Annotated in this window: 12 protein-coding genes; 6 read left to right on the top strand and 6 right to left on the bottom strand. The window is 67.9% G+C overall.

All coding sequences use genetic code 11. The features are described from left to right. Nucleotides 1-47 precede the first annotated feature (47 nt). Together AC1RMY_RS09865 and ndk are read left to right on the top strand one after the other, a co-directional pair. On the top strand, nt 48-317 hold the full coding sequence (locus AC1RMY_RS09865; protein WP_492863903.1) for an SEL1-like repeat protein: 270 nt from the start codon (nt 48-50) through the stop codon (nt 315-317). A 132-nt stretch (nt 318-449) separates the two neighbouring features. Then, on the top strand, nt 450-872 hold the full coding sequence (gene ndk, locus AC1RMY_RS09860) for a nucleoside-diphosphate kinase (RefSeq protein WP_492863901.1): 423 nt from the start codon (nt 450-452) through the stop codon (nt 870-872). Nucleotides 873-982: 110 nt separating this feature from the next. On the opposite strand, the gene AC1RMY_RS09855 is transcribed toward ndk, so the two are convergent. After that, nucleotides 983-1,828, bottom strand: coding sequence for a MipA/OmpV family protein (locus AC1RMY_RS09855; RefSeq protein ID WP_492863899.1), 846 nt, complete (start codon nt 1,826-1,828; stop codon nt 983-985). Between the two features lie 192 nt (nt 1,829-2,020). On the opposite strand from AC1RMY_RS09855, the gene AC1RMY_RS09850 reads away from it, so the two are divergent. Both AC1RMY_RS09850 and AC1RMY_RS09845 read left to right on the top strand, forming a co-directional pair. Beyond that, nucleotides 2,021-4,108, top strand: coding sequence for a molybdopterin-containing oxidoreductase family protein (locus AC1RMY_RS09850; protein WP_492863897.1), 2,088 nt, complete (start codon nt 2,021-2,023; stop codon nt 4,106-4,108). A gap of 104 nt (nt 4,109-4,212) precedes the next feature. Then, complete coding sequence (locus AC1RMY_RS09845; RefSeq protein ID WP_492863895.1) at nt 4,213-4,575, top strand: hypothetical protein; 363 nt, start codon at nt 4,213-4,215, stop codon at nt 4,573-4,575. Here the strand turns inward: AC1RMY_RS09845 and AC1RMY_RS09840 are convergent. Then, a complete protein-coding gene (locus AC1RMY_RS09840) occupies nt 4,559-5,281 on the bottom strand; it encodes a glutathione S-transferase family protein (protein ID WP_492863893.1) in 723 nt (240 codons plus the stop codon). The genes AC1RMY_RS09845 and AC1RMY_RS09840 overlap by 17 nt on opposite strands. Nucleotides 5,282-5,399: 118 nt before the next feature. On the opposite strand from AC1RMY_RS09840, the gene AC1RMY_RS09835 reads away from it, so the two are divergent. Further along, on the top strand, nt 5,400-6,188 hold the full coding sequence (locus AC1RMY_RS09835; RefSeq protein ID WP_492863891.1) for a helix-turn-helix transcriptional regulator: 789 nt from the start codon (nt 5,400-5,402) through the stop codon (nt 6,186-6,188). Here AC1RMY_RS09835 and purN read toward each other — a convergent pair. The 4 genes from purN to AC1RMY_RS09815 all read right to left on the bottom strand — a co-directional run bounded on the left by purN (nt 6,116) and on the right by AC1RMY_RS09815 (nt 9,785). Continuing rightward, nucleotides 6,116-6,679 carry a phosphoribosylglycinamide formyltransferase gene (gene purN, locus AC1RMY_RS09830; protein ID WP_492864445.1) on the bottom strand — a complete coding sequence of 188 codons (564 nt, stop codon included), beginning with the start codon at nt 6,677-6,679 and terminating at the stop codon, nt 6,116-6,118. The genes AC1RMY_RS09835 and purN overlap by 73 nt on opposite strands. A 59-nt stretch (nt 6,680-6,738) precedes the next feature. Continuing rightward, entirely contained in the window at nt 6,739-7,812 is a 1,074-nt protein-coding gene (gene purM / locus AC1RMY_RS09825; protein ID WP_492863889.1) for a phosphoribosylformylglycinamidine cyclo-ligase, read from the bottom strand. Nucleotides 7,813-7,928: 116 nt separating this feature from the next. Beyond that, nucleotides 7,929-9,236, bottom strand: a complete 1,308-nt coding sequence (locus AC1RMY_RS09820) for a M23 family metallopeptidase (RefSeq protein ID WP_492863887.1) — start codon at nt 9,234-9,236, stop codon at nt 7,929-7,931. 84 nt (nt 9,237-9,320) lie between these two features. Continuing rightward, the gene (locus AC1RMY_RS09815; RefSeq protein ID WP_492863885.1) at nt 9,321-9,785 is read right to left on the bottom strand and encodes a peroxiredoxin; all 465 of its coding nucleotides are present in this window, start codon (nt 9,783-9,785) and stop codon (nt 9,321-9,323) included. Nucleotides 9,786-10,074: 289 nt separating this feature from the next. On the opposite strand from AC1RMY_RS09815, the gene AC1RMY_RS09810 reads away from it, so the two are divergent. Continuing rightward, nucleotides 10,075-13,446 (top strand): hypothetical protein, encoded by a 3,372-nt coding sequence (locus tag AC1RMY_RS09810; RefSeq protein ID WP_492863884.1) that lies wholly within the window; start codon nt 10,075-10,077, stop codon nt 13,444-13,446. Nucleotides 13,447-13,452 lie beyond the last annotated feature (6 nt).

The raw sequence follows: 13,452 nt of genomic DNA, 5'->3' as shown, positions 1-13,452 counted from the left end.
CCTTTGGACGGGTGGCCGGCACGAACCGAAGGCAAAGGGTGGTTGTCATGGCACGCATGGAAATGAGCGCGATCCCCGCTTCCCTGGTGATTCCGAGCGAGGCTTCGGCCGAGGCCTATTACGAGCTCGGCCTGATGTATGCGGCCGGCCGCGGCATCCCGGTCGATCTGGTCGCGGCGCAGAAATGGTTCAACGTCGCCCAGGCCCGCGGCTGCGGCCGGGCCGCGGCCCATCGCCAGGAACTGGCGCTGGAGATGACGCGCGACCAGATCGCGGAGGCTCTGCGCGAGGCCCGCAGCTTCCTGACGCGTCACTGAGCAGCCCGCGGAAGCGAAAAGGCTTCCTCTGAAGGGCCTTGCGACGAGCCTTGTGGGGCGGGGAGGGCGCGGCTATAAGCGCGCCGCATTCTCCCAAGTTTCCTCAAGGCAATATTCGTTAAGGACCCTCCGATGGCTGTTCAGCGTACCTTCTCCATTCTCAAGCCCGACGCGACGCGGCGCAATCTCACCGGCGCGGTCAACGCGGTCATCGAGAAGGCTGGCCTGCGCATCGTCGCGCAGAAGCGCATCCAGATGACCAAGGGCCAGGCCGAGACCTTTTATGCGGTCCACTCGGCGCGTCCGTTCTTCGGCGAACTCGTCGAGTTCATGACCTCCGGCCCCGTGGTCGTGCAGGTCCTCGAAGGCGAGGACGCCATCGCGAAGTATCGCGAAGTCATGGGCGCCACCAACCCGGCCAACGCCGCCGAGGGCACCATCCGCAAGCTCTTCGCCGAGTCGGTCGGCGAGAACACCGTCCACGGTTCGGACGCGCCGGAGACGGCGGCGATCGAGATCGCCCAGTTCTTCGCGGGCAACGAAATCGTCGGCTGATTTCAGCCGCTTCTTGAATATCGAAAGGCGGCCCAGGAAACCGGGCCGCCTTTTTTGTCGTTGGAGCATTGGACCAGCGGGTGGTCATCCCGGGTCGGCGCCGTCGCTCCTCAGAGGCCGCCCAGGGAATAGTTCGACCCGGTGTCGAAGGAGTAGCTCGCCGAGAGGCCGATCGTGATCGAGTCGCGCGAGCCGTAGGGCCTGACGATGGCGGAGCGCGTGGCGTCGCCGACGAGGCGCCTGTACTCGACATAAGCCGTCGTCTTGAGATTGTCGGACCAGTTGTAGGTGATTTGCGCCAGCGCGCCGACCGTATGCACGCCGGCATTGAAGCGCTGCAGCAGGCCGCCCGTGCCGGGCTGGGCGCCGCCGGTGCCGAAATAGGTCCGGATATAGTCGGCCGAGGCGATGCGCATGCGCGGGCCGGCGCCGAGAGTCCAGGCGCCCACGGTGGTGAAGGCGTCGAGCTTGAAATCGGCCACGACGCCGTCATGCGCGACGATGCCGCGGCGCACATCGGCGCGGGCGCGCAGCCAGGAGGTCGGGTAGAATTCGACGAAGCCGCCCGCCTCGGCGCCGAACTTGGTCGAGGGCACCGCAACGAGCGCCGGATTGACGTCGGCGCTGCGCTTCCAGAGCAGGTCGCCCGAGAAGCCGACCCGCCAGCCCTGGCCGGAGAAGACGCCGATGCTGAGCATCGCGTCGTCCTCGGCGCTCCACCAGGTGCTCTTCAGGCCCCGCCCCAGCGAGATGATCGGCCGGGCGCGAAAAATGTAGTCGTCGGAGCCGGTATAGTCGGGCTGGTAGCGCACGCCCGCGCCCAGCGTCAGATACCAGTTCTGGGCCGATTGGGGCGAGGTGAGGGTGGTGTAGTCGGGCGACTGCGCCAGGGCGCGATCGGCGGGCGACAGAAACAGCAAGGCGACGAGACCCGCCAGGAACGCAACGCTACGCATCGAACTCATACTCCGGCGCAGACGCGCCTTTGACGACCAGACCCGGGCAAAGTGAAGCATTAGGATTAACCCGAGGTTGATGCTGCGCTGCGGCGGGAGGCCGCGGCCGATGGACGGCCATGCGGCCCAAGCAAGATGACGGCCACCGTGGGACACATTCCAACTCGTCCAAACATGATCTAGGACAGGTGCATGACAGAACTGCCACGCATCGCCCATCGCCCGTCGGTTTGCCCGCATGACTGCCCCTCCGCCTGTTCGCTGGAGGTCGAGGTCATCGACGGAAACAGCATCGGCCGCGTTCGCGGCAGCAAGCGCCAGAGCTACACGGACGGGGTGATCTGCGCGAAGGTCGCCCGCTATGCCGAGCGCATCCATCATCCCGACCGGCTGCTGCACCCGCTGCGGCGCACGGGTGAGAAGGGGTCGGGCGCGTTCGAGCGCATCTCCTGGGACGAGGCGCTGGACGAGATCGCCCGGCGCTTCCTGGCGATCGAGGCCGAGCATGGTGCCGACGCCGTGTGGCCCTATTACTATGCCGGCACGATGGGCCTCGTCATGCGCGACGGCATCAACCGCCTGCGCCATGCCAAGCGCTATTCCGGCCAGTATTCGACGATCTGCACGACCACGGCCTGGACCGGCTTCATCGCCGGGACCGGGCGCCTCGCCGGGCCCGATCCGCGCGAGATGGCGAAGTCGGACTGCATCGTGATCTGGGGCACCAACCCGGTGCACACCCAGGTCAATGTGATGCATCACGCGATCAAGGCGCGGAAGACCCGCGGCGCGAAGATCGTCGCCATCGACATCTACCACAATGCGACGCTCGCCCAGGCCGACCTGCCTCTGGTGCTGCGGCCGGGAACGGATGCGGCGCTCGCCTGCGCGGTCATGCATGTGCTCTTCCGCGACGGCCATGCCGACCGCGAATACCTCGCAGCACATACCGATGCGCCGGGCGAGCTCGAGGCGCATCTGCAGAGCCGTAACCCCGAATGGGCCGCGGCGATCACCGGGCTCGAGGTCGCGCAGATCGAGGAATTCGCGGCACTGGTCGGTACGCGCAAGAACAGCTTTTTCCGGCTGGGCTACGGCTTCGCCCGCCAGCGGAACGGCGCGGTCTCGATGCATGCGGCGCTGTCCGTGCCAACCGTTACGGGAGCCTGGCAATATGAGGGCGGCGGCGCCTTCCACAGCAACAGCGGCATCTATGCCTGGCGCAAGAGCCTGATCGAGGGGCTCGACATGCGCGATCCCCGCATCCGCGAGCTCGACCAGTCGCAGATCGGCCGCATCCTGACCGGCGATGAGCAGGCGCTGCGCCAGGGCGGGCCGGTCAAGGCGCTCTTCATCCAGAACACCAACCCGGTCTCGGTCGCGCCCGAGCAGGAACTGGTCAAGCAGGGCTTTGCCCGCGAGGACCTCTTCACCGTCGTCCATGAGCAGTTCATGACCGAGACGGCGAAGATGGCCGACATCGTCCTCCCGGCGACACAGTTCCTGGAGCATGACGACATCTATCAGGGCGGCGGCCACCAGCACATCATGTGGGGCGGCAAGCTGATCGAGCCGGCCGGCGAATGCCGCTCGAACCATGACGTGATCTGCGCCCTCGCCGAGCGGCTGGGCGCGCAGCATCGCGGCTTCGCCATGACCCCGCGCGAGATCGTCGACTGGACGCTGCGCGAGAGCGGGCGCGGCACGCTCGACGAATTGATCGCCAATGATTTCCTCGATGTGCAGCCGGATTTTCGCACGGCGCATTATCTCGACGGCTTCGGCTATCGCGACCGCAAGTTCCGCTTCAAGCCGGACTGGCCGAAAGTGCCCAACCCCAATGCCGGCACCGTCGGCCCCTGGCAGGACATGCCTGCGCTGCCCGATTACTGGGACGTGCTCGACAATGTCGATGCCGAGCATCCCTTCCGGCTGGCGACGAGCCCGGCGCGCAGCTTCCTCAACTCGACCTTCACGGAGACGCCGAGCTCGGTGAAGAAGGAGGTCGGCCCGACTCTGATGCTGCATCCGGGCGACGCCGCCCGCCTCGGCATCACGGCAGGCGACGAGATCGAGGTCGGCAACTCCCGCGGCAGCGTCCATCTGGCCGCCGTCCTCTTCGCCGGCGTCGTGCCCGGCGTGGTCATCGCCGAATCGATCTGGCCCAATGCCGCGCACAAGCACGGGCGCGGAATCAACACCATCACCGGCGCCGATGGGCCGGCGCCGTTCGGCGGAGCCGCTTTCCACGACAACAAGGTCTGGATCAGGAAGGTGTGACCGCGCGGACCCTTGATTTTTCGGCTGCGCTATGGCCCATCCGCTCGCGCAGGCGGGCCATGCAGCGGCGCCGATGCGCCTGCGCGCCAAGGACGAATGAAATCATGATCATGCGGCGGATGGGTGCGGTCTTGCTGGCCGGTGGAATCTCTGTGCTGGCGGGCCTTTCTGCCCATGCTGCGGGCGGCTCGAGCGCCCTGCCGCCGCCGGATCCGACCGCCAAGAACCTGACGCCCTACATGATCCAGCTTCGCGCCTTCGACGCTTGCCTGGTGACGCAGTCGCGCCTGATGGGCACGACCCGCGAGGCGGTTCACTCGCCCTGCAGCTGCTACGCCAAGGGCACGGTCGCCTCGATGACCAAGGACGAGCTCCAGGCCTTCCGCGACACCGGCTATTTCAACGATTCGGCGCGGGAGAAGGGCCTCGGCTTCATCGACCGCTGCAAGCTCAGGCGGCCGATCTGACCGCTTCCGACGCCGGAAAGAAGCGCTCGCTCATCCGCGTCGCATAGGCGACGAGGCCGGGCCGCGCTTCGATCAGGCCCCGCAGGGCTGAATCGAACAACGGCGTCAGCCCGGCGATCATGAAGGCGCCGAGCGCAGCGTCGCCGCCAGCCGGCTCCTCGCCGCCGAGATAGGCGCGGTCCCCCAGGATCGCGACGATGGCGTCTAGCGCACGTTCCGCCAGCACCATCTTTTCCGCCTGGCTGTGCCGGCCGAGGCCATGGCCATACAAGTTGCGGCGGACCGAGCGCCGGATCATCGCGCAGACCAGCGGGCGCAGAGGTGCCGGGACGCTCTTGAAGAAGTTCACTGGGCCGCGGGCGAAATTGGCATCGTTCATCCAGCGCTCGTCGACCATGATCCAGTAGATCTGCTCTTCCAGCATCTTCTCGACCGCCCAGAGCGTGCCCCGCCGCTCGGCGCTCAGGCCCTTGTCGAAGTCGATGCCGTGCCGGCTTTCGAGGTGAAAACGGATGAAGCTCGAATCGGCGATGGTGACGCCGTCATCGACGATCAGCGGCAGCTTGCGCTTCGGCGCGCGTTGCAGGTTCCCGGTGACCCGTCGATAGGGCAGGCCCGACATCTTAAGCAGAAGCTCGGCCTTGATGCAGAACGGGCTCGGATCGGGCAGGCCAAAAGCCGGTCCGAAACTGTGCAACTCGATCATCATCCCCTCCGTCAAACACTTCTGTCGTGATCGGATCCTACTGACACGCTGCTGACAGGAGTTGTCAGCAGCGCTAGAGCATTGTGGTACCGGATAAGCCGAAGCGGGAACCGTCGACATGCAGCGCGCCGAACGATTGCTCGACATGATCCAGAGCCTGCGGCGCCGGCGGCGGCCGGTGACGGCGGAGACGCTGTCGGCCGAGCTCGATGTCTCCGTCCGCACCGTCTATCGCGACATCGCGGCGCTGGTCCGGCAGGGCGTGCCGGTGCGCGGCGAGGCCGGCATCGGCTATGTGCTCGACGCTGGGTTCGACCTGCCGCCGCTGATGCTGTCGCCGGACGAGATCGAGGCGGTGCTGGTGGGCATGCGCTGGCTCGGCGAGCGGGCCGACCCGGTGCTCGCGCGCGCGGCGGAGGATGTCGTCAGCAAGGTCGCAGCCGTGCTGCCGCCGCATCTGCGCCCGATCCTGCTCGACGGCGCGCTGTTCGCGCCGGCCTATGGCCGCGACGCGCCGGTCGATCAGGTCGATGTCGCTGCCGTGCGCGCCGCCATCCGCCAGGGCCGCAAGCTCGAGATGCGCTATCGCGACGAGAGCGGGCAGGACACCCAGCGCATGATCTGGCCGATCGGCATGACTTTCTACGAGCGTGTGCGCATCGTCATCGCCTGGTGCGAATTGCGCCAGGCCTTCCGTCATTTCCGCACCGACCGCATCACCGATCTCGTCGCCCGCGAGGAGCGCTATCCGGCCCGCCGCGCCGATCTGTTCCGGCGCTGGCAGAAGGAGGAGGAGGCGCGCTGCCGCGAGGAGACCGACCGGCGCGATGAGGCTCAGCGCCTGACGGCGGCGCCTTCGACCAGCGCCACGCGGCCCGAGGCGACCTCGGCGAGCGCGCGCGGATAGAGCAGGTGTTCCTCGACGAGGACGCGCGCGGCCAGCGTGTCCTCGTCATCGCCGGGCAGGACCGGCACCTTCGCCTGCATGATCACCGGTCCGGCATCGAGTTCAGGCACGACGAAATGCACGCTGCAGCCATGCTCGGTGACGCCGGCCTCCAGCGCCTGCCGGTGCGTATGCGTGCCCTTGAACAGCGGCAGCAGCGACGGGTGGATGTTGATCAGCCGCCCTTCCCAGCGCCGCACGAACCAGGGCGTCATGATCCGCATGAAGCCGGCCAGCACGACGAGGTCGATCTGGTTGACGCGCAGCACCTCGTCCATGGCGCGCTCGAAGGCCTCGCGGTCCTTGTTGAAAGCGCGGTGATCGACGGTCGCGGTGGCGATGCCGAACTCTTTCGCGCGCTCGAGCCCGCCTGCACCCGGCACGTTCGACAGCACCAGTGCGATCTCGGCGGGGAAGCCCTCGGCGCGCGCGGCCTCGACCAGCGACACCATGTTGGAGCCGCGACCCGAGATCAGGATCCCGACGCGGGGGCGGGCGGTCGTCGTCGTCGTCACAGGGCGAGCTTGCCGCGATAGGCGACCTGCTCGTCGCCGTCTGTCACGGGCACGATCTCGCCCAGCCTGACAGGGGTCTCGCCGGCCGCGACCAGCGCGGCGGCGACCTCGTCGGCCTTGGCTGCCTCGGCGGCGACGATCATGCCGATGCCGCAGTTGAAGGTCCGCAGCATCTCGCGCTCGGCGACGCCGCCGACCTTGGCGAGCCAGCCGAAGACAGGCGGAACCGGGATCGCGGCGAGATCGAGCGCGACGCCGAGCCCGTCCGGCAGCACGCGCGGGATGTTGTCGGGGAAGCCGCCGCCGGTGATATGCGCCAGCGCCTTGATGCCGTCGGTCGCCTTGATCGCGGCGAGCAGCGGTTTGACATAGATCCGCGTCGGCACCAGCAGCGCTTCGGCCAGGCTGGTCTCGGGCGCGAAGGGGGCGGGCGCCTCCCAGGCGAGCCCGCTCAACGCGACGATGCGCCGGACCAGCGAATAGCCGTTGGAGTGCACACCGGAGGAGGGCAGGCCGAAGACGACGTCGCCGGGCTGAAGATCGGCGCGCGGCAGCAGCGAACCGCGTTCGGCGGCGCCGACGGCGAAGCCGGCGAGGTCGTAATCCTTCTCGGCATACATGCCGGGCATCTCGGCGGTCTCGCCGCCGATCAGCGCGCAGCCGGCCTGCCGGCAGCCATCGGCGATGCCGCGCACGATCTCGACGCCGACCTTCGGGTCGAGCTTGCCTGTGGCGTAGTAGTCGAGGAACAGCAGCGGCTCGGCGCCCTGCACGATGAGATCGTTCACGCACATCGCGACGAGGTCGATGCCGATCGTCGAATGCAGCCCGCTTTCGATCGCGATCTTGACTTTGGTGCCGACGCCGTCATTGGCGGCGACCAGGATCGGATCGCTGAAACCGGCGGCCTTGAGGTCGAAAAGGCCGCCGAAGCCGCCGATCTCGGCATCTGCGCCCGGCCGGCGCGTCGCGCGCACCAGCGGCTTGATCTGGTCGACCATGGCATTGCCGGCGTCGATGTCGACGCCCGCCTGCGCATAGGTCAGTCCGTTCGCGCCCGGCTTGCTCATCTGCGTTCCGCCTTCGATTTCCGTTCGCGCGAGCGATAGGCAAGCGGGCGGCGCCTTGCAAGGTTTCTCGGCGTCTGCGGCGGGGAAAGCCTCTGAGAACCGTCGGCGGCGCCGGCTCAGCGTAGCGTGGCGAGCTTGCTGCCGGCGCGCAGGAAGCGGGTCGGATCGACCGGCTCGTCGTTGATGCGGGTCTCGTAGTGGAGATGCGGACCGGTCGAGCGGCCGGTGGTGCCGACGCGGCCGACGACGGTTCCGGTCGTCACGCTCTGGCCGACCGAGGCGAGGATCGTCGACATATGGGCGTAGCGCGTGGTGATGCCGTTGGCGTGCTCGATCTCGACCATATTGCCGTATCCGCCGGAATATTCGGCGGTGATGACCTTGCCCGGCGCCGTGGCGCGGATCGGCGAGCCGGTCTCGGCCCTGAAATCGACGCCGGTATGCATGGCAGGACCGCGCGTGAACGGATCGACGCGATAGCCGTAGTTCGAGGTGAAATCGGCGTCGCCCGCCATCGGCTTGGCGAGCGGCAACTGCTCGACGAGGCCGCGCAGCCGCATCACCGCCGAGATGCGCGGCTGCAGCGCGCTCAGCGCCGCCTCGAAGGGACCGGCGGAAGCGTCGATCTTGAAAGGGACGAAGGGGCCGCCGACGCCCTTGGCGATGCCGCTCTGCGCCGCCATCCTGTCGGTGTCGAGCCCGGTTTCGGACAGGGCGCCCCGCAGCCGCTTCTGTGAGTCGGCAAGCGATTCATCCATCTCCCTGAGCGCCGCGAGCTGCGCGCCCGAGGTGTTGGCGATGGCGCGATCGAGCCTCGTGAGCGCGGCCTCGACGCGCTGTGCCGGGGGCTGAGCCTCGGCCTCGCCCGATTTCCAGGGCGCATTCTGGTTCTCGCTCGCGCCGCGCAGGGCAGGCGAGTCAAACGCCGGGGTCGGCTTCGTCGGCATGATCGGCGCGAAGCTGGTGACGCCCGACGCCCGGATCGGCTCGTCCGGCTTGATCATGCGGGGCCGCAGCGGTGCCTTGGGCGCGGTGACGATGCCGCCGGCCTGGAGCGTGTCGGCGAGCGCGGTCACCAGCGACTGCCGCGATTCCAGCTCGGCCTGCCGCGTCGCCAGTTCATCGACGCGGGCCTCGACGCCATCCTGGTCGAGCAGGGCGCGGCTGGCGAGACGGTCGACATCGGCGCGTAGCGCCGTGATCCGGTCCTCATAGGCATATTGCCGCGTCGTCTCGCGGGCTATCAGCCGTGCGGCGAGGTCATCCTTGCTGAGGATGTACCAGCCTGCCGCGCCGCTGCCGGCGGTGGTCAAAGCCAGCAGGGCGAGGCCTGCGAGCAGCGTCGAGCGACGGATGGTGTAGGTCTTGTGCGTGAGCAGGCCGGTGACCGGGAGGGCGGGGCCTGTCGAAGCGGAGTGAGTCATTTACGCGGGACCGGAAAGTTACGCTGCCGATGCCTCACTAGAGCTTGTTAAGGTTAATCTTTCGCAAATCGGCGATCGGGTCGGTTAAAGATCCTTGGCCGCCGCCAGGACCTCTTCCGCATGCCCGGCCACCTTCACCTTGCGCCAGATCCGCGCGATTTTGCCGTCGCCGTCGATCAGGAAGGTCGTTCGCTCGACCCCCATATAGGTGCGGCCATACATGCTCTTCTCGACCCAGATGCCATAGGCCTGCAGCGTATTCTGCTGCTCGTCCGCCACCAGCGGAAAATCGAGCCCGTGCTTGGCCTTGAACTTGTCGTGGCGCTTGACCGGATCGGGTGAAATTCCGACGATTTCGGTGTCCGCGGCGGCGAATTGCCCGCGCAGGCGATTGAAGGCGATCGCCTCCTGCGTGCAGCCCGGCGTGTCGTCCTTGGGATAGGCGTAGAGCACGAGCTTGCGCCCCTTGAAGTCCGCCAGCGACAGCGTGCCGCCGCCATCGCGCCCGAGCGTGAAATCGGGAGCCGGATCACCATCTTGCAAAGCCATTGATTTGCCTTCCTTTCGTCGCCTTCGCCCTGCATGGGCCAGCGCGGGTTCATCAGCGATGATAGAATGCGGTTGGGCCGAGCCAAGCCGCATCTTGCCGAATCGCCTGGCTCGGCTGCATCGACAGACTATGCGCCTCGAAGGATGGCGCCGACCAATGCAGCGATAAGCCGTCGAACCCGAAGCGGAAGATTTGGCCGAGAGGACGCAGAAGGCTTTGCTGGACCAGGACGCGAACAGGCCGGAGGCTGCTTCGGCACCGATCGCGACGCCGGCTGCGGATTGCGACGTGGCCGAGGTGACGCGGCGCGCCAAGGCGGGGCTCGTCACCATCGCGGTTGCGGTCGTCGTCGCGGTGCTGACGCTGGCAGGCGCGGCCGCGATGCTGCTGGTCACCGGCATGGTGCCGCTCTCGGGGCTGGAAGGCCGCATCGCCGCCGCGATCGAGGAGCGTCTCGGGCGTGACTGGACCGTCGAGGCCGCCGCCGCCGAACTCGGGCGCATCGACGGGCATTCGCAGCTGCGAGTGCGGCAGGTCTCCTTCCGCCACAAGAGCGGCGCTGCCATCAGGGCGCCGGAGGCGGTTCTCGGCTACGAGCCTATGGCGCTGCTGCGCGGCGACATCCGGCTGACCTCGGTCGATCTGCGCGGTGTCAATGTCCGCCTCGGCGTCACCAAGGACGGCGCCCTGCAGGTCAACGCCGATTCGGCCCCGGCGGAGGCTCCGCCGCCCGCGACGCTGCCCGACACGGCCCAGTGGAACGCCTTCACCGGCATCATGGCGGCCGTCTCCACGCTGGCGCAGGGCGACGGCCTGCTTGGCGCCTTGGAAACCGCCGGCATGAACGGCGCGCGTCTGTCCCTCGTCGATCCGGATGGCCGCCAGAAGGTCGGCCTCGAGGATGTCGAGATCCGCCTGACGCGGACCGGAGAGCGCGGCACGCGCCTGACGATCAAGGGCCGGACCGGCCAGCGCTGGAAGGAACTCGCGATCGACCTGACGAGCGCGGCCGACGGCACGCAGCGGGCCGACATCGACATCGTCCGCTTCGAGCCCGCTGAAGCGGTCGCGCTCGCTCTCGGCACCGGGGGGGTCTCGATCGAAGGCCTGCCGGTGCGGGGCAAGGCGAGCCTCCGCCAGGCGCCCGACGGCAGCAAGGCGATCGAGGCGCGGATCGACGTGCTGCCCGGAACCATCCGCTTTCCGGACAGTCCCGTGCCGCCGATCGCCGTGGACGCCGCTCATATCGAGATCGCCAGCAGCGGTGATCTTTCGACCATCGAGGTGCGATCGCTCGTACTCAAGGCAGGGGCGACGCAGCTGAGGGGCACCGGCGCCCTGCGCGCCGATGGCGGCGCCTGGCGAACCAGTTTCCAGGCCGCAGGCCAGCTGGCGGGGGTCGATTCCGATCCTCCGGTCATGATCGATGCCCTCAAGGCCGAATTGCGGATCGATCCGCGCACCAGCGAGGCCCTGATCGAATCGATGTCGGTGCATGGGCCGGCGATTCATGTCGAAGGGAATGGGCTGGTGCAGCAGGTCGGCGCCTCGCCGCTGCAGCGCTTCTCGATCACGGCGACGGAATCCGATCCCCGTGCCGCCCTAGCGCTATGGCCGCGTTGGACCTCGCCGGACGTCCACGGCTCGCTCTCGCGCCAGTTCATCAGCGGCCGTCTCGCCTCGCTGCGTGTCGACATGGACCTGCCCGCCGAGGATCATGCCCGCCTGATGCAGGGCGCGGGCATTCCAGACGGCGCGCTGTCCGTCGTCGTCGAGGCCTCGCAGGTGCGCTTCCTGCCCGGCCCCGGCCTGCCGCCTCTGATCGACGCCAGCATCTCCGGCAGGACGACGGGGCGGACCGTCAAGCTCACGATCGGCAAGGCGACGGCCGATCTCGGCAATGGCAGGCAGCTCCAGCTCAGCGAAGGCACCTTCGACATTCCCGAGACATGGCTGAAGCGTGCTCCCGCGCGCGCCGCCTTCCGCACCACCGGCTCGATGGAGGCGCTGACGGCGCTGTTCGCCTTTCCGGCATTGAAAGAGTTCTCGCCGGGCGCGATCGACCCGGCCAGCCTGCGCGGCAGCAGCGACCTCAGAAACGTCGTCAATCTGGCTTTGGTCGACGATCCGCAGCCGGGCGAGATCGTCGTCACCAGCACGGGCACGCTGACCGGCGTCGCCTCCGACACGCTGCTCGGCACCGAGAAGCTCGACGGCGGCAATCTGACGGTCAATGCCGATCGCAACGGCATCCAGCTGCGCGGCGAGGCCCGCATCGGCGGCGACAAGGCCCAGGTCGAGATCCGGCAGGATGCGCGTGGCAAGGGCGAGGCGATCCTGTCGATGACGCTCGACAACGCGGCGCGCCAGAAGCGCGGGCTGGGCCCCGAGGCAGGCATCAACGGCCCTGTCCAGCTACGGGTGACGAAGGCGCTTGGCAAAGGTGTGGATGCGCCGCCGCGCGTCGAGAACGACCTGACCAAGGCGTCCCTCGAAGGCGTCATCCCGGGCTTGAACAAGCCGGCCGGGCGAGCCGCCAAGCTGACTTTCAACTATATCGCCGATTCCGACGGACCCGACCTCGACGATCTGGTCTTCGAATCCAATCCGATTTTGATCCGCGGCAAGGTCGAGTTGAACCGCCAGAACGGCTTCGAGAGCGCGAGCCTGTCGCAGTTTCGGCTATCGGCCGGCGACAACCTCAAGGTCGACGCGAAGCGCGACGGCGGCGTTACGAAGCTGGTCGTCCGCGGCGCGGTCGCCGACGTCAGGCCTTTCATCCGGGACATCCAGCAGGCCTCCGGCCCGTCTACCGCCCGCGGCGACAAGCAGGGCGGGCGGGGCGACGTCGATGTCGACCTCGATGTGCCGATCCTGACCGGCTTCAACAACGAGGCGATCACCAACGCCACGCTGAAGATGTCCAAGCGCGGCGGGGAGCCGCGCAGCATTGCCTTCCAGGGCCGGATCGGCCGGGCAGACGTCATCGCGAAACAGGCCAGCGCAAACGCGCCTCTGCTCGTACAATCGGAGAATGGCGGCGCTCTGTTGCGTTTCGTCGACCTCTATCGCCGGGCTTATGGCGGCGATCTCATCCTGAACCTCGGACCCGGTGATACGCGCCAAAGCGGGGAGCTGCTGTTCCGTAACTTCGTCGTCCGTGACGAGCCGGCCTTGCGCCGTGTCGTCGGCGAGCAATCGGCCCAGGCCCTCGCGGGTGACCGCGCCGGCGGCACGTCGGCGCCGCTGGCCCCGATCAATGTCAGCGAGGTGGCCTTCATCAAGCTGCGGGCCGAGTTCACCCGCTCGGCCAGCCGCCTCGACGTCTCCGACATGGTGATCTGGGGGCAGCAGGTCGGTTTCACGCTGCAGGGCAATGTCGACTATGGCCGCGACCGGGTCGACATCGGCGGCACCTTCGTGCCGGGCTACGCCTTCAACAACGCCTTCGCCCAGGTTCCGGTGGTTGGCGCGCTGCTCGGCGGCGGCAGCCAGTATGGCGGGCTCTTCGCCGTCAATTTCCGGATCGCGGGCGCCGCGAGCGCGCCGACCATGACGATCAACCCGCTCTCCGCGATCGCGCCCGGTATCCTGCGCCGTTTCGTCGATCCGCTCGGCGGCTCGCCCACACAGCAGCCGGTGCAACCGCCGACGCGCTGAGGCCTG

Source organism: Allobosea sp. GW822-FHT03F07, from assembly GCF_058801345.1.
This window is presented reverse-complemented; position numbering and strand designations above follow the sequence as displayed.